Raw genomic sequence first — 15874 nt, forward strand, 5'->3', positions numbered from 1 at the left:
GACTAGCGCAAACCGGATGGACGTTTCGGACCTTCGCATCGCGCTGTTCAGCGGAAATTACAATATGACGGTCGATGGCGCGAACAAGGCGCTCAACCGCCTTGTAGGCTATCTGCTACGCCAGGGCGCATCGGTGCGCGTCTATTCGCCGACGGTTGCCGAACCCGATTTCGAGCCGACCGGCGATCTTGTCAGCGTGCCGTCGATGGCGATCCCGAACCGCCCCGAATATCGCATTCCGCTTCATTTCTCGGCCCGCGTGCGCGAGGATATCGCGAAATTCGCGCCCAATATCCTGCATATCTCCAGCCCCGACCGCGTTTCGCGGCAAGTGGCGGCGTGGGCTCGGCGGCGCAATATCCCGGTCGCCTGCTCGGTGCACACACGCTTCGAAACCTATTTCCGCTATTACAACCTGTCCTTCCTCGAACCGATTATGGTCGCGTGGCTGCGCCGGCTCTACCGGCGCTGCGACGCGCTGATCGCGCCGTCGGAAAGCTTTGCGCAGGTGCTGCGCGAACAGCGGATGAACTATGACATCGGCATCTGGACGCGCGGCGTCGAGCGCGACATTTTCCGGCCCGACAGGCGCGAGGCGAGCTGGCGCCAGTCATGGGGCATCGCCGACGACATGCCCGTCATCGCTTTCCTCGGACGGCTGGTCATGGAAAAGGGGCTCGACGTTTTCGCCGACACGATCGACGTGCTCGAACGCCGCAAGGTCCGCCATCAGGTCGTCGTGATCGGCGAAGGCCCCGCGGGCGACTGGTTCGAATCGCGGCTCCCGCAGGCGAAATTCGTCGGCTTTCAGGGCGGTCCCAATCTCGCCCGGGCAATCGCGTCGTGCGATATGCTGTTCAACCCGTCCGTCACCGAAACCTTCGGCAATGTGACGCTGGAAGCGATGGCGTGCGGCCTGCCGGTGGTCGCAGCGCGCGCGACGGGCAGCGCCAGCATCGTCAAGCATGGCCAGACGGGCTATCTCGTCGATCCGGGGTCGATCACCGGCTTTGCCGACGACCTTGAGCGCTATTGCACCGATGCCGGGTTGCGCGCGGCGCATGGTGCGGCGGCGCTGGCCGAAAGCATGGCCTATGAATGGGACGCGATCAATCAGTCGGTCGCCGACACCTATTTGCGGCTGATCCGCCAGAAGCAGCGGCAGCGGAGGTAGCGCGGCATGGCCGGGGATCTGTTCGGCGACGATGCGCCGGTCGGGGCAGCCGATGCCACCGGGCCGGTTCCGCTCGCCGAACGGTTGCGCCCGCGCAGCCTCGCCGATGTCGTCGGACAGGAGCATCTGACCGGCGCCGAGGGCGCGATCGGGCGCATGGTTGCGGCGGGGCAATTGTCGTCGATCATCCTGTGGGGGCCGCCGGGCACGGGCAAGACGACGATCGCGCGGCTGCTGGCCGAAGCTGTGGGGATGCGCTTCGCGCCGCTGTCGGCGGTGTTTTCGGGCGTCGCCGACCTTAAAAAGGCGTTCGCCGATGCCGAGAAGATGGCGGCTGCGGGCAAGCGCACGCTGCTTTTCGTCGACGAGATTCACCGCTTCAACCGCGCGCAGCAGGACGGCTTCCTGCCTTTTGTCGAGCGCGGGACGGTCGTGCTCGTCGGCGCGACAACCGAGAACCCAAGTTTTGCGCTGAACGCCGCATTGCTCAGCCGTGCGCAGGTGCTGGTGCTGCATCGGCTCGATGAAGCGGCGCTCGCGCTGCTTGTCGAACGCGCAGAAGCGGATGTCGGGCGGAGCCTGCCGGTGACCGCGGACGCGCGGGCGGCGCTGATCGCCAGCGCGGACGGTGACGGGCGCTTCCTGCTCAACCAGGTCGAAACACTGTTCGCGGCCGCGATCGCCGATCCGCTCGACGCGGCCCAGCTTGCGCAATTCCTGCACCGCCGCATGCCGGTCTACGACAAGGACCGTGACGGTCATTACAATCTGATCTCGGCGCTGCACAAATCGCTGCGCGGATCGGACCCGCAAGCGGCGCTCTATTGGCTTGCGCGCATGCTCGTCGCGGGGGAGGAACCACTTTATGTCCTGCGCCGCCTCGTCCGCTTTGCGAGCGAGGATATCGGGCTCGCCGATCCGCAGGCGCTGACCCAATGCCTTGCCGCCAAGGACGCCTATCAGTTTCTCGGCTCGCCCGAGGGCGAGCTCGCGATCGTGCAGGCGTGTCTCTATCTCGCGACCGCGCCCAAATCGAACGCCGCCTATGCTGCGCAAAAGGCGGCGTGGGCCGTGGCGCGCGAAACCGGCTCGCTTGCGCCCCCCGCGAACATTCTCAATGCGCCGACCAAGCTGATGAAGGATCTAGGCTATGGCGCAGGCTATGCCTATGACCATGATGCCCCCGACGGCTTTTCGGGCGACAATTACTGGCCCGATACCATGGCGCCCGCGACCTTCTATCGGCCCGTCGATCGTGGTTTCGAGAAGCGCGTCGCCGAGCGCATCGCCTGGTGGGACGAGCGCCGCCGCGCCGCGCGGGAGGAGCAGTGAGCGCCTTCCGTTTCGATGACTGGGACGATGTTGTCGCCTTTGCCTGCGCACTGCCCGATGTCGAAATGGCGCTCTTCTATGGCACTCCTTGCCCGAAAGTGAACGGCAAGGCCTTCGTTTCGCCGGGCCGCGAGGCCGGCAGTTTTCACGTCATGTGCCCGATCGAGGAAAAGGAGCTGTTGCTTGAAACCGACCCCGGTATCTTCTGGCAATCCCCGCATTATGAAGGCTGGCCCGGCCTGCTCGTTCGCTTCGCTCCCGCCGATCCCGGCCGGGTCGCCGACGTCATCCGCCGCGCCTGGTGGGATCGCGCCAAAAAGGCCCAGCGCGCGGCGTTCGGCCCGCGGCCCTGACGTGCGCGGGCGCGCGTTTCTCGTCGCCGCCATGGCGCTCACGGCGATGCCGGCGCAGGCTGCGGACGCGGGGGCCGATCTCAATCGCGCCTGGGCGGCGGGCTATCGCGCCGCCTTCACCTGCTCGGCGCTTTGGGACGGCGCGGGCAAGGCGATGGCCGATATCGAACGCGACGAGCTGACGGGCATCTATCCCGAAATCGAGGCCGACGTCCGCGCGTTGACGGCCGATGTCGACCAGACGGCACGCCGCGTTCTTGTCCGCTATCGCGGCGACATGCCGCCGCGCGTCGCGCAGTGGACCGGGCGGGACGGCTGCGTGACGCTGCCGATTGGCGCCGATCCCGCGTCGGGGCCCGGAGTTTCGCCGCAGAAGCGCGCCGACTTCGACGCACGGCCATGGCCGCTCGGCGATCAGGGTGCGCGCGCGCCGATCCCGCGCGGTCTGACGCGCTATGAAGCGGCAGTGATGAACATTGCCGGTTTCGGCGGGCGGACCAGCGCGCTGCTGATCGTCAAGGACGGCCGGATCGTCGTCGAGCACTATCAAGCCGGGCACGACGTCCATACCGCGCAGCGCACCTTTTCGGTCGCAAAGTCGCTGGCGGCGACGCTGATCGGAAACGCGGTGCTGCGCGGCAAGCTCGACGTGGCCGCGCCCGCGGCGATCGCCGAATGGCAATCGGCTGGCGATCCGCGCGCGCTCATCACCACCGAACAGCTCATGCGCATGGCAAGCGGTCTGACGAGCGACAGCGCCGGCAATCGCACCGATGCCATCTATATGGGCGGCGCATCGGTGCGCGCGTGGACGACGCAGTGGCCGCTGCTCAACCCGCCGGGCAGCCGCTATCGCTACGCCAACAACGACACGCTGCTCGCGACGCTGTCGCTGAAGGCCGCGCTGACGAAGGAGGGCGAGGCGCTCGATCCTGCGGCCTTTTTCGACCGGCTGGGCATGACGCGCACCTTCGTCGAACATGACAAGGACGGCGATTTCATCCTGTCGAGCCAGGTGTGGACGACCGCGCGCGATCTTGCCCGGCTCGGCCTCCTCTATCTCAACGATGGCATGGCGGACGGTGAGCGCATTCTGCCCGCCGACTGGCGGCGCTTCGTTTCGACGCCGAGCGGCCCGCAGCCGGACGGGCCATTCGGCTATGGTGCCGGTTTCTGGCTGCTCGACAAATCGGCGGGCGTGCCATCCGATGCCTTCGGCGCTTTCGGCAATCGCGGCCAATATGTGATCGTCATTCCGTCGCGGCGGCTGGTCATCGTCCGGCAGGGCTATGACGACGCGGCGCAGCGGCTCGATATTGCCAAACTCACCGCCGCCGTCGTCGCCGGCGACGACAAGGCCGACGCCCGGAAATAAGGCCTCACTCCTGGCCGGGATAGCGCACGAAGCTGGGCATCTCGTCGAGCTTTTCCATCCAGCCGATCCGTTCGGCGACCTGGATCTGCGCGCCTGCGGGGATCAGGTCGGGATCGTCGAGCGTCCCCGACTGCACGTCGATCTTGCCGGGGAAAATATGGTCGTTGGTATAGAAGAGGCCGGTACCGCAATCGCCGCAGAAATGGCGCCGCCCATGCTCCGAGGAGGCGTAGACCTGCGGCGTGCCGCTGAGCTCCAGATCGGCCTGTGCGACCAGCGCCCAGCCGACCATCGGCGCGCCGGCGTGGCGGCGGCAATCGCTGCAATGACACAGGGCGTGATGTTCTACCGCTGTCGGCATCGAATATCGGATCGCACCGCAATGGCACTGGCCGGAAGCGCGGGCAGGGGAATCGGTCATGTCTCTCTCCTTGGCTGGGAAGAGAACATACCATAAACATTTTCTCCAAGGCAATTACGTCGGCGGTCAAGCCGCGCGGTTACTCGCCCAGATCGACGTGGTGCTTCTGGGCCCAGTCGAGATATTGCCCGCGCGGGTTGGCGGCCGGGTGGGCGAGGATCGCCGGAACGTCGCGGCGCAGCGCGCCAAGGTCGAGCGAGCGGATCATCGCCTTTACCGGACCGACCCCGGCCGGCGTAATCGACAAGCGTTCGATCCCGATGCCGAGCAGCGCCATCGCTTCGAGCGGGCGGCCGCCCATTTCGCCGCAGACGCCAAGCGTGACCTTCGATCCCGACACCATTTTCACGACCCGCGCCAGATAGCGCATCACCGTCGGCGATAGCCAGTCATAGCGCTCGGCGAGCCGCGGGTGCGCGCGGTCGGCGGCGAAGAGGAACTGGGTAAGGTCATTGGTGCCGATCGACAGGAAGTCGAGGTGCGGCAGCATCAGATCGAGCGTCTCGATCAGACCCGGCACCTCGAGCATCGCGCCATAGCGGATCGCCGAGGGCAGCTTCTTGTTGTGCTGTTTCAGCCAGGCGCGCTGGTTGATGAACAACTGGCGCGCCGCCTCATATTCCCAGGGTTCGGACACCATCGGAAACATCACGTTCAGCGTGCGTCCCGCGGCCGCTTCCATCAGCGCCCGCGCCTGGACTTTCAATAGGCCTTCGCGTTCGAGCGCGAGGCGCAGCGCGCGCCACCCCATCGCCGGATTTTCCTCCAGCGCATTTTCGTCGACATTCATATAGGGCAGCGCCTTGTCGCCCCCGATGTCGACGGTGCGGAAGATGACAGGACGGTCGCCCGCTGCGTCGAGCACGTCGCGGTAGAGCCGCTGCTGCCGCTCGCGCTGCGGCAGCGTCGCCGACACGAGAAACTGGAATTCGGTCCGGAAGAGACCGATGCCGCGTGCGCCGGTGAGGTCGAGCGCCGCAACATCCTCGCGCAGCCCGGCGTTGATCATCAGCTCGATCGGGACCCCATCCTTGGTAATGGCGGGCAGATCGCGCAGCGACGCGAGGCTCGCGCGGCGCTTTTGCGAGATAACGAGCTTGGCATCGAAGGCGTCCTGCACCGCCTGCGTCGGGCGCACGTGCAGCGTTCCGGCGGCGGCATCGAGGAGCAGCATGTCGCCCTCGCGGATCGAGGTCCGGACGTCGCGGACCCGGCCCAGCACGGGGACGCCCATCGCACGCGCGACGATGATGACGTGCGCGGTCAGCGACCCTTCTTCCAGGATCACGCCCTTGAGACGGCGGCGATCATATTCGAGCAGCTCGGCGGGGCCGAGGTTGCGGGCGACGAGGATCGAATCCTGCCGCAGCCCGACTTGCGCCGCCGTCCCCATCTGCCCCGACACGATCCGGATCAGCCGGTTCGACAGGTCTTCCAGGTCGTGCATGCGGTCGCGCAGCAGCGCGTCGTCGATCTGGCGCATCCGCATCCGGGTGCGTTGCTGGACGCGTTCGATGGCCGCTTCGGCGGTCAGCCCGCTGTCGATCGCTTCGTTGATCCGCCGCGACCAGCCCTCGTCATAGGCGAACATCTTGTAGGTTTCGAGCACCTCCTCATGCTCGCCGCCGACGCCGAATTCGGCCTGGCTCGCCATGCGGTCGATCTGTTCGCGCATCTTGTCGAACGCGGCGTAGACGCGGTGGCGTTCGGCCTCGATATCGTCGGCGACCGTATGTTCGATATGCACGCGCGGCTGATGGAAAACCGCGATCCCGGCGCCCATGCCGTCGACCAGTTTCTGACCCGACAGGCGCTGCATCGACTGGTCGGTTTCGCCCGCATCGATCCGCGCTGCGGTATCGACCAGGTCGGCGTTGGCGATCAGTTCGGACAGCACCATCGCGACCGTCTGCAGCGTTTCGATCTCGATCTCTTCATATCGGCGCGGTTCGGCATGCTGGACGCACAGGACGCCGACCGCGCGCTCGCGCCGGATGATCGGCACGCCGGCAAAGCTGTGGAACAGCTCCTCGCCCGTTTCAGGACGGTAGGAAAAGTCGGGATGCGCCGCCGCTTCGTCGAGGTTCAGCGTTTCGATCTGCTCGGCAATCGTGCCGACCAGGCCTTCGCCGAGGCCCAGCCGCGTGACGTGCACCGCCTCCTGCTTCAACCCGCGCGTGGCATAAAGTTCGAGCGCGCCTTCGCGCAGCAGATAGATGGAACAGACCTCGCTATCGAGACATTCGCCGATGATGCCGACAACCTGGTTGAGCTTCGACTGCGCGTTGGTGCGCGCTGCCATCACCTCGTGCAGCCGCGTCAGGATCGTGCGGGCCGACTGGGCGGCGGATGTCGGCGGGGGCGGGGCGTTGGTCATCGTGCAATCCTGCTAACAGATGCACGGCGCCAACGCCATTGCCCGGCGCGACTTTTATCCCGCTATTCTGGCGGTTTCAGTTGCCGCCGACGGGCGCCCCGGACGGTCCCGAAACCGCCGTCGTGGTGGGTGCGGTCATCACCGGCGGGGGCGGGGCATATTTCGCGTCCCACGCGGCGACATCGGCCTGATATTTGGCATAGGCTTCATAGAAATCGACGAAGGGCTGGTCGAGCTGCGCAAGCTGGGCCGGAGCCTGCGGGATGACCTGTGCCGACGGGGTCGATGAGACGAGCTGGGCGACCTCGTTGGCGCGAGCGCAGAAGGCGCGCTGCGCCGGGGGCTGCGCGAAATAGTTGAAAAGCTGCGTCGACAGCTTGTCGCGCGCGGCGATGCCGTTGGTGCGCGTTTCCTTGCCCAGATCGGCGATGACCGTCTTTTCGGTAGACCGGATCTGCTTGGCATGCGCCTTGATGATATTGTTGTACGCCGACACCAGTGTCGCTTCTTCGGCGCCGCGGCAACCGATCGCCGCGACGTTGAGCGCAATCTTGAGCTGCCAGAAGGCGCGGTCGCCGCTGATGCCGCTGTTCGCGGTCATGAACCGGCCGTCAAGGCCGCGCGCGGGGAGGATTTGCGTAAGAGAGGCGTTGCCGGGGGGCAGGGGGCGCGGCGGGATGACCACGGCCACCGGCGGCGGCGGCGGCGGCGGCGGCGGCGGGGGCGGGGGTTTCGGCGCACAGGCGGCGACGCTTGCCAGCAGGCCGGCAACGATGATTTTACGCGACAAATTCATGACCTTCTCCCCAGCCGCATGCTTCATGCGGCGTCAACCCCGTGCGTGCAAGGCCGTTTCGGCCTGTTGCACCAAAGATGCGATGATCTCGGCAACGCTCTCTTCCTGCGTTACCATACCGACAGATTGCCCTGCCATTAACGAGCCGTTTTCGACGTCGCCGTCGATCACCGCGCGGCGCAGCGCGCCGGCCCAATAATGTTCGATTTCGAGCTGCGCCGCCGCCATGTCGACGGTGCCCCCGTCGAGCAGATTGGCAACCTCGCGCTGCTTGGCGGTAAAGGCTTCGGTGCCCGCATTCTTTAGCGCACGGACCGGGATGACGGGCAGGCGCGGATCGATCTGGACGCTGGCGATGGCGTCGCGCGCGGAGGCGCGAATGAACGCCTTTTTGAAATTGGGATGCGCGATGCTTTCGGTGGCGCAGACGAAGCGCGTGCCGAGCTGGACGCCCGCCGCGCCCATTTCCAGATAGCCGGCGATCGCCTCACCGCGGCCGATGCCGCCGGCGACGAAGATCGGCACCTCGGAAGCGAGCGCGGGCAGGATTTCCTGCGCGAGTACGCTCGTCGACACGGGGCCAATATGACCTCCCGCTTCCATCCCTTCAATTACCAGCGCATCGACGCCCGAGCGGACCAGCTTCTTTGCGAGCGCCAGCGTCGGCGCGAAGCATATCACCTTGGCGCCCGACGCCTTGATCGCCTCGAGGCTGCCTTTCGGAGGCAGTCCGCCCGCCAGCACGACATGGCCGACGCCATGTTTGGCGCACACCTCGATCAGCTCGAAAAGCTGCGGGTGCATGGTAATCAGGTTGACGCCGAAATTGCGGGTCGCCAGCGCCTTTGTCGCCGCGATCTCGGCATCCAGCAGCTCGGGCGTCATCGCACCGCAGGCGATCACGCCAAAGCCGCCGGCATTGCTGATCGCGCTGACCAGGTGGCGCTCGGAGACCCAGCTCATCGCGCCGCAGAGAATGGCGTAGTCGCTGCCCAGCAGAGCAGTACCGCGCGCCATGAGTTCGTTCAATTTGCTCATTGCTGCGCCTTTGCCAGCAGCCGCGCGCGCGCGCAATCCATTGCCGCGCACAGCCCCGAAGGCGGCACGGATTTCGCCGTTCGGCTGGGCGCGGGAAACTCTCCTTTCGGCGCCCAAAGCAAAACAATCATTGTCAACTAAAACAATTGGGATAGTCTTGGTGCCGAATCCACCAAAGGGGAAAGGAAATGTCATGACGTCGTCCCAAGACCCATCGCCCGGCGAGCGCGAGCCGCCCTCGCGCGCGGTTCAAGCCGTGCTCGATGCGCTTGAAAAGCTCCGCTTCGGCGCCATCCAACTGACCGTCCATGAAGGGCGGCTGGTGCAGGTCGATGTGACCGAACGGCACCGCTACCCCAACTGATACTCAAGCTCCCGACGGGGATAATCCCCGCCACCTGCCGCAGACCGGACCACCGGATGTGGCAATTTCTTGCAACAGGAAATTGTCATGATCCCAAAGTCATCGTCTCGCCGCCGGGTCGCTCCGGCCGCCATCCCGCTTACCCTTCTGCTGCTTCTTGGCGACGGTCCCGCCTTTGCAGCCGAAAATGCCGCTGACGAAACCGCAGCAGCAGACACCGTCGCGGGCGAAGGCCTGCAGGCCGCCTATGGCAATGAAATCGTCGTCACCGCCCGACGCCGAAGCGAAACCGCACAGGACGTCCCGATCGCCATTTCGGTCGTCGGCGGCGACCAGATCGACAGCACCGGCAGTTTCAACGTCGGCCGCCTCCAGCAACTCGCGCCGACGCTGCAATTCTACACGAGCAATCCGCGCAACTCGGCGGTCAATATCCGCGGGATCGGTGCGCCGTTCGGCCTGACCAACGACGGTATCGAACAGGGCGTCGGCATCTATGTCGACGACGTCTATTATTCGCGCGTCGCCTCCGCGACCTTTGACTTCCTCGATGTCGCGCAGATCGAAGTGCTGCGCGGTCCCCAGGGCACGCTCTATGGCAAGAACACGACCGCCGGGGCGATCAATATCACAACGAACCAGCCGACCTTCGATTTCGAGGGCAAGGCCGAACTCAGCATCGGCGACCTCAATTTCAAGCAGGCGAAGGCGGCGATTTCGGGGCCGCTGTCCGACCGGCTGGCGGCGCGCATCGCGGTGTCGGCGACGAGCCGCCGCGGCACCATCTACAATGTCACGACCGACCGCTGGATACAGAGCCAGGACAATATCGGCCTGCGCGGGCAATTGCTGTGGAAACCCACCGACACGCTCAACGTCACGCTCGTCGGCGACTGGAACAAGCAGGACGCTGTATGCTGCGGTTCGGTGTTCGTGCGCACCGGCGCGACGCAGCGGCCGCTCGCCCGCCAATATGCCGGGCTCGCGGCGGCGCAGGGCTATACGGTGCCGAGCACCAATCCCTTTGACCGGCTGACCGACCTCGATGCCAATCTCAATGCCGGGAACGAGATCGGCGGCGTGGCGCTGCGCGCCAAATGGGATGTCGGTCCCGGCACGCTCACCTCGATCACCGCGTGGCGCTATTGGGACTGGCAGCCCGAGAACGACCGCGACTTCACCGGCTTGCCGATCGTCACCAAGTCGCAGAACCCGTCGCAGCAGAATCAATATACGCAGGAATTGCGCTACAATGTTTCGGGCGACCGCTTCGATTTCGTGCTTGGCGGCTTCGCGTTCCACCAGCGCATCGACACGCAAGGGACCGAGGCGCATGGCGCGGCCTCGAGCCGCTGGACGCTCAATCCGGCGAGCGCGCTCGCCAATGATCCGACCGTGCTCGACGGGCTGACGGCGCGCAACATGCAATATCTCAAGAACACCAGCCTCGCGCTGTTCGGGCAGCTGAGCTGGAAGATCACCGATCGGCTGACGGTCCAGCCCGGCGCGCGGATCAACTATGACAAGAAGGAGGGCTATTATCAGCGGCTGGTGTTCGCGGGCGACGGGTCACCGGTGACGCGGGCGCTGAACGACCCGGTGTCGGTCGCGCGGCTGGGTGTGTTTGCGCCGCAGGAATATGCGCCGAGCTTCAGCGACTGGAACTTCAGTTACGACCTGACCGCGACTTACAAGGCGGCGCGCGGTGTGCTGGTCTATGCAACCTATGCCAGGACGTTCAAATCGGGCGGTATCAATCAGAATGGCGTGCCGACCGATGCAGCCGGCAACCCGCTGCTCGGCGCCGCGACGATCAAGCCCGAAGCGGTCGATCATTACGAGGCGGGGTTGAAGACCGAATATTGGAACGGGAAGGGGACGGTCAACCTGGCAGTCTTCCGCACCGACATCGGTGATTATCAGGCGAATGTGAACAACGGACAGTTCGGGGTGTTGCGCGGCTATCTCGCCAATGCCGACAAGGTCCGCACACAGGGGATTGAGGCCGACGTCGCGATCCGCCCGAGCGAACGCTTCAATGCCTATGTTAACGGCGCCTACACCGACGCCAAATACCGGCGCTTCGTCGATGCGCCATGCCCGCCCGAATCGTCGGGCGGTGCGAACAGCCCCGCGAACTGCGACATATCGGGCGCGCGGCTGCCGGGCGTGTCGAAATGGGCGCTGTCTTTCGGCGCCGAAGCCAATGTGCCGGCATCGCTGTTCGGTCAGGAGGGACAGGTCTATCTGGGCTATGACGGCAGCTATCGTTCGAACTTTTCGTCGAACGCGAGCCCGTCGATCTACACCTGGGTCGACGGCTATTCGCTGTCGAATATCCGCGTCGGCTTCCGGGCAGAACGCCGCCTCGATGTCTTTGCCTGGGTCCGCAACGCGTTCGATCGCGATTATATCGATCAGCTTTTTGTCGGTCCGGGCAATACCGGCCTGATCACCGGGCTTCCAGGCGATCCCCGGACGTGGGGCGGGACGATCAAATTCGGCTTCTGACCGGGGCGGCAGCGCAAGGCCGACGGAAAAGGGGCCGCCCGATGGGCGGCCCCTTTCACAGGCCGGCAGCGCTAGCGCTGCTGGCCGGGATTGCGCTCTTCTTCGCGGCGCTGTTCGCCCGGCTGGCGGTTCTGGCCGTCCTGCTGTTGCTGCTGACGGCGCTGTTCTTCTTCGCGATCCGCCTGCGGCTTCTGCTGGTTCTGGTTGGGGGTATTAGCCACTTTCCTTCTCCTTGCAGTCCGGCTGCAAGTATCGCGGCCGGACCCATGAAAAACCCGCGGCGAACGCGCGATGTTCCTCGGTTCGTCGCATCCGCGTCCGGTCGTGGCGGCGGGGCGACGAGTGACTGATCCCGATCGTCCTTCGCGTGTTAATGATCGGAAGGGTCGATCACTGAATACAGCTTATTCGGTTATGTCGATTGGGCCGCGCAGCCTATCCTCGGCCTGTCAGAAGGAGAGGATAGCGCCACCGACTCGGCGCAATGCCGGTCGGCCCGACTTTGCCCGTCACGCGTCCGTCACCGCGCCGCGTCACAATCCAATAATCCAAAAGAGGAGAGATTGCATGAACGACCAGACCCCCATCGACGCCGCAGGCGGCTGTCCCGTCCACAAGGGCGGCATGCGCGCGCTGCTCGGCCGAACGAACAAGGATTGGTGGCCGGACATGCTGGCGACCGACATCCTCACCCCCAACGGGCCTTCCAATCCGATGGGCGAAGATTTCGACTATGCCGAAGCGTTCAAATCGCTCGACTATCAGGCGCTGAAGGATGATCTGACCGCGCTAATGACCGACAGCCAACCGTGGTGGCCCGCCGACTATGGTCATTATGGGCCCTTCTTCATCCGCATGGCGTGGCACGCCGCGGGTACCTACCGCACCGCCGATGGCCGCGGCGGCGCCAATAGCGGGCAACAGCGTTTCGCGCCGCTCGACAGCTGGCCCGACAACGGCAATCTCGACAAGGCGCGGCGCCTGCTTTGGCCGATCAAGCAAAAATATGGCAACAAGATCAGCTGGGCCGATCTGTTCATCCTCACCGGCAATGTGGCGATCGAAAGCATGGGCGGTCCGGTCTTCGGTTTCGGCGGCGGCCGCGTCGATGTCTATGAACCCGAACGCGACATCTATTGGGGCAGCGAAGACAAGTGGGTGAACGAAGGCGTGCAGACGCGCATCGATCCCAAGCACGGCTTCGAAGTGATCGAGGGACCTCTCGCGGCGATCCAGATGGGGCTGATCTACGTCAACCCCGAAGGACCGCAGGGCAATCCGCACGATGACGAAGGCATGGCGCGCGACATGAAGGAGACCTTCGCGCGCATGGCGATGAACGACGAGGAAACCGTCGCGCTGACCGCGGGCGGGCATACATTCGGCAAGGCGCATGGCAATGGCGACGCTTCGAAGCTGGGGGCCGCACCCGCGGGCGGCGATCTCGCTGCGCAGGGCTTCGGCTGGGTCAGCGGCGAGGAGCATGGCGGCATCGGCGAACATGCCGTCACGAGCGGCATCGAGGGCGCCTGGACCAACACTCCCGACAAATGGACCGAAAATTATTTCCGGCTGCTGTTCGACTATGATTACGAGCTGGTGAAATCTCCCGCGGGCGCGAACCAGTGGCAGCCGATCGGTCAGAAGGAAGAGGATATGGCGCCGGCGGCGTGGGATCCGAACATCAAGGTGCCCACGATGATGACGACCGCCGACATGGCGCTGAAGCGCGATCCTGAATACCGCAAGATCAGCGAGAGGTTTCGCAGTGACCATGAAGCGTTCAAGGACGCCTTCGCGCGCGCTTGGTTCAAGCTGACGCACCGCGACATGGGTCCGAAAACCCGCTACCTCGGCCCCGAAGTGCCCGCCGAAGACCTGATCTGGCAGGACCCTATCCCCGCAGGGAACATGCCTTCGGATGCCGAGGTCAAGGCAGTGAAGGACAAGATCGCCGCGAGCGGCCTCACCGTCAGCCAACTCATCAAGACGGCGTGGGCCTCCGCCAGCACCTTCCGCAAGTCGGACTTTCGCGGGGGTGCCAATGGTGCGCGGGTTCGCCTCGCGCCGCAAAAGGACTGGGAAGTCAACGAACCGGCGATGCTGGCCAAGGTGCTCGATACGCTCGACGGGCTGCGCGGGTCCATGTCGATGGCCGACGCCATCGTGCTCGGCGGCGTTGTGGGTCTTGAAAAGGCGATCAAGGACGCGGGCTTCAACGTCGCGGTGCCCTTCACCGGCGGCCGCGGCGACGCCACGGCCGAACAGACCGATGCCGACAGCTTCGCGGTGATGGAACCCGAAGCCGATGCATTCCGCAACTATCTCGGCAAGAAGAAGCTGGCGGTGAAGACCGAGGAAATGATGCTCGACCGCGCGTCGCTGCTCGGCCTGTCGGTGCCCGAAATGACGGTGCTGATTGGCGGCCTGCGCGTGCTCGGTGCCAATCATGGCGATCGCGGGCATGGCCATTTCACCAAGCGTTCGGGCCAGTTGACGAACGACTATTTCGTCAACCTGCTCGACATGACCAATGTGTGGAAGGCCGTCGACGGATCGGATGACCAGGAATATGTGGCAACCGATCGCAAGAGCGGGGGCGAAACCTGGCGCGCAACCCGCGCCGACCTGGTCTTCGGTTCCAATTCGGAACTGCGCGCTGTCGCCGAAGTCTACGCCGAGACGGGCCACGAGGAAAAGTTCGTCAAGGACTTTGTCAAAGCCTGGACGAAGATCATGAACGCCGATCGTTTCGACCTCGCGTAACCGGGCAGGCGCCGGTCCCGAACATGCCTCGGGACCGGCCGCCAACCCTCATGGCGACGGGTCGCGACCCGCCTTCCGGGGACATGGGCTCGGGAGGCGGGTCATATTTTATGAGGGGGTCAATGCCGAAAGCTTCGAACGGTCGTTCATTTGCCCGGCGGCGAACTTACTAGAAATCGACGTCTTCATAATATTTGGGCGGCGTCACGATTTCCATCCGTTCGGCCAGCAGCGGCCGGAAACTCGGGCGCGACTTGAGGCCTGAATACCAGCCCTTAGTCTGATCGTGCCCGGTCCAGTCGATGCCGCCCAGATAGTCGGCGACCGAGATGTGCGCCGCGGCGGCGAGATCGGCGAGGCTCATCGTCGCACCGGCAAGCCAGGTGCGATGGTCGATGAGATAGTCGATATAGTCGAGGTGCTGGTTCGCCGCCTTCATCGCTTCGCGCAGCGCGCCGCCGTCGGGTGGCTGGCGGTGGACGATGCGCTTCTGCATCCGTTCGAAAAGCAGCGGGCCGGTGACTTCGAAATAGAATTCCTGGTCGAACCAGGCGACCAGGCGGCGGATCTCGGCGCGATTGGCGGCGGTGCCGTTGATCATTGCCTTGCCCTCGACCGTCTCCTCGAAATATTCGGCGATGGCGTTGCTGTCGATGAGCACTTGTCCGCGCCCCTCGTCCACCATCACCGGGGTACGCCCGGCGGGGTTCAGGTCGACGAATTCGTCACGGCGTTCCCACGGTGATTCGCGCACCAATTCATAACCAACGCCCTTTTCGCCGAGCAGCAGCCGGACCTTGCGCGAGAAGGGACAGAGAGGGAATTGATAGAGTTGCCACATGATCATCCGCATAGCGTCAGCGAGGCGGCGCGTCCAATGGCTATGGCGGACTTATCAACCGGGTCGGTTCGGGTCAGCACGCAAGCGGTGCGCTATTGCCGCGCAGTGGTGCGTTCAGCTTCCCATTGCGCCAGAAGATCATGCGCCATATCCTTGATAACCGGAGCATAAGCGGCGACGGCAGAAGCGGCATGGCCGGCCATGCGCGCGCTTGCGCGAACGTCGCCGCCCATACGCTCGGCATAGCCGGGGTCGCGCCCCGCGATGTCACCGATGGTTGCGTCGGCGGGTATGCGGGCGGCATCGGACGACGGATCGACGCGCGCGACGGCTTCGGCGAGCGGACCGACGGGCATCTGCATCATTGCACCGACCAGCGCCGTGATCGTGTCGGCCATCCGGTCCTGCGTCGCCGGATCGTTCAGCACGGCGGCAGCGTCGCGCGCATCCGCCGCCGACGCCGGCACGGGGGCGAGGAGTGCGAGAAGCGGAAGGGCGGCGCGGATCGGTCGCATGGAATCATCCT

At 65.0% G+C, this 15874-nt stretch carries 14 protein-coding genes; 7 read left to right on the forward strand and 7 right to left on the reverse strand.

Features of this window, described 5'->3' with window-relative positions; genetic code table 11:
- Positions 1 to 16: 16 nt before the first annotated feature.
- Genes P1IM2_RS13265 through P1IM2_RS13280 form a run of 4 tightly spaced genes read left to right on the forward strand, consistent with a single transcriptional unit; the run spans position 17 to position 4234 of the window.
- Entirely contained in the window at positions 17 to 1174 is a 1158-nt protein-coding gene (locus tag P1IM2_RS13265) for a glycosyltransferase family 4 protein (protein WP_058813370.1), read from the forward strand.
- A 6-nt stretch (positions 1175 to 1180) separates the two neighbouring features.
- Positions 1181 to 2506, forward strand: a complete 1326-nt coding sequence (locus P1IM2_RS13270) for a replication-associated recombination protein A (protein WP_186402748.1) — start codon at positions 1181 to 1183, stop codon at positions 2504 to 2506.
- On the forward strand, positions 2503 to 2859 hold the full coding sequence (locus P1IM2_RS13275; RefSeq protein WP_234178590.1) for an MmcQ/YjbR family DNA-binding protein: 357 nt from the start codon (positions 2503 to 2505) through the stop codon (positions 2857 to 2859). Before P1IM2_RS13270 ends, P1IM2_RS13275 begins: the two co-directional genes overlap by 4 nt.
- Before the next feature lies 1 nt (position 2860).
- The gene (locus P1IM2_RS13280; protein ID WP_260834155.1) at positions 2861 to 4234 is read left to right on the forward strand and encodes a serine hydrolase domain-containing protein; all 1374 of its coding nucleotides are present in this window, start codon (positions 2861 to 2863) and stop codon (positions 4232 to 4234) included.
- A gap of 4 nt (positions 4235 to 4238) precedes the next feature.
- On the opposite strand, the gene P1IM2_RS13285 is transcribed toward P1IM2_RS13280, so the two are convergent.
- The 4 genes from P1IM2_RS13285 to P1IM2_RS13300 form a co-directional block, all read right to left on the reverse strand.
- On the reverse strand, positions 4239 to 4655 hold the full coding sequence (locus P1IM2_RS13285; RefSeq protein ID WP_186402749.1) for a GFA family protein: 417 nt from the start codon (positions 4653 to 4655) through the stop codon (positions 4239 to 4241).
- Between the two features lie 79 nt (positions 4656 to 4734).
- Positions 4735 to 7032: a phosphoenolpyruvate--protein phosphotransferase gene (gene ptsP / locus P1IM2_RS13290; RefSeq protein ID WP_062900471.1), complete on the reverse strand. Its 2298-nt coding sequence runs from the start codon at positions 7030 to 7032 to the stop codon at positions 4735 to 4737.
- 76 nt (positions 7033 to 7108) lie between these two features.
- Positions 7109 to 7828, reverse strand: a complete 720-nt coding sequence (locus tag P1IM2_RS13295) for a hypothetical protein (protein ID WP_260834158.1) — start codon at positions 7826 to 7828, stop codon at positions 7109 to 7111.
- 33 nt (positions 7829 to 7861) lie between these two features.
- Positions 7862 to 8866 (reverse strand): NAD(P)H-dependent flavin oxidoreductase, encoded by a 1005-nt coding sequence (locus tag P1IM2_RS13300; protein ID WP_062902947.1) that lies wholly within the window; start codon positions 8864 to 8866, stop codon positions 7862 to 7864.
- Between the two features lie 193 nt (positions 8867 to 9059).
- On the opposite strand from P1IM2_RS13300, the gene P1IM2_RS13305 reads away from it, so the two are divergent.
- Positions 9060 to 9230 carry a YezD family protein gene (locus P1IM2_RS13305; RefSeq protein ID WP_082813399.1) on the forward strand — a complete coding sequence of 57 codons (171 nt, stop codon included), beginning with the start codon at positions 9060 to 9062 and terminating at the stop codon, positions 9228 to 9230.
- An 87-nt stretch (positions 9231 to 9317) separates the two neighbouring features.
- Positions 9318 to 11741, forward strand: coding sequence for a TonB-dependent receptor (locus P1IM2_RS13310; protein ID WP_186402751.1), 2424 nt, complete (start codon positions 9318 to 9320; stop codon positions 11739 to 11741).
- Between the two features lie 71 nt (positions 11742 to 11812).
- On the opposite strand, the gene P1IM2_RS13315 is transcribed toward P1IM2_RS13310, so the two are convergent.
- Positions 11813 to 11962: a hypothetical protein gene (locus tag P1IM2_RS13315; RefSeq protein WP_186402752.1), complete on the reverse strand. Its 150-nt coding sequence runs from the start codon at positions 11960 to 11962 to the stop codon at positions 11813 to 11815.
- A gap of 346 nt (positions 11963 to 12308) precedes the next feature.
- Between P1IM2_RS13315 and katG the strand changes: the two genes are divergently transcribed.
- Entirely contained in the window at positions 12309 to 14507 is a 2199-nt protein-coding gene (gene katG, locus P1IM2_RS13320) for a catalase/peroxidase HPI (protein WP_186402753.1), read from the forward strand.
- 169 nt (positions 14508 to 14676) lie between these two features.
- On the opposite strand, the gene P1IM2_RS13325 is transcribed toward katG, so the two are convergent.
- Together P1IM2_RS13325 and P1IM2_RS13330 are read right to left on the reverse strand one after the other, a co-directional pair.
- Positions 14677 to 15348: a glutathione S-transferase family protein gene (locus P1IM2_RS13325; RefSeq protein ID WP_062902946.1), complete on the reverse strand. Its 672-nt coding sequence runs from the start codon at positions 15346 to 15348 to the stop codon at positions 14677 to 14679.
- Positions 15349 to 15440: 92 nt separating this feature from the next.
- Positions 15441 to 15863: a hypothetical protein gene (locus tag P1IM2_RS13330; protein ID WP_186402754.1), complete on the reverse strand. Its 423-nt coding sequence runs from the start codon at positions 15861 to 15863 to the stop codon at positions 15441 to 15443.
- Positions 15864 to 15874: the final 11 nt, after the last annotated feature.

Source organism: Sphingopyxis sp. P1IMeth2 (assembly GCF_900185685.1).
GTDB lineage: Bacteria > Pseudomonadota > Alphaproteobacteria > Sphingomonadales > Sphingomonadaceae > Sphingopyxis > Sphingopyxis terrae_A.

Bases quoted from the DNA above. Each gene is read 5' to 3' on its own strand.
- katG (WP_186402753.1), top strand. From the start codon at position 12,309: ATGAACGACCAGACCCCCATCGACGCCGCAGGCGGCTGTCCCGTCCAC.
- P1IM2_RS13285 (WP_186402749.1), bottom strand. From the start codon at position 4,655: ATGACCGATTCCCCTGCCCGCGCTTCCGGCCAGTGCCATTGCGGTGCG.
- P1IM2_RS13265 (WP_058813370.1), top strand. From the start codon at position 17: ATGGACGTTTCGGACCTTCGCATCGCGCTGTTCAGCGGAAATTACAAT.
- P1IM2_RS13310 (WP_186402751.1), top strand. From the start codon at position 9,318: ATGATCCCAAAGTCATCGTCTCGCCGCCGGGTCGCTCCGGCCGCCATC.
- P1IM2_RS13325 (WP_062902946.1), bottom strand. From the start codon at position 15,348: ATGTGGCAACTCTATCAATTCCCTCTCTGTCCCTTCTCGCGCAAGGTC.
- P1IM2_RS13295 (WP_260834158.1), bottom strand. From the start codon at position 7,828: ATGAATTTGTCGCGTAAAATCATCGTTGCCGGCCTGCTGGCAAGCGTC.
- P1IM2_RS13300 (WP_062902947.1), bottom strand. From the start codon at position 8,866: ATGAGCAAATTGAACGAACTCATGGCGCGCGGTACTGCTCTGCTGGGC.
- ptsP (WP_062900471.1), bottom strand. From the start codon at position 7,032: ATGACCAACGCCCCGCCCCCGCCGACATCCGCCGCCCAGTCGGCCCGC.
- P1IM2_RS13330 (WP_186402754.1), bottom strand. From the start codon at position 15,863: ATGCGACCGATCCGCGCCGCCCTTCCGCTTCTCGCACTCCTCGCCCCC.
- P1IM2_RS13305 (WP_082813399.1), top strand. From the start codon at position 9,060: ATGACGTCGTCCCAAGACCCATCGCCCGGCGAGCGCGAGCCGCCCTCG.
- P1IM2_RS13270 (WP_186402748.1), top strand. From the start codon at position 1,181: ATGGCCGGGGATCTGTTCGGCGACGATGCGCCGGTCGGGGCAGCCGAT.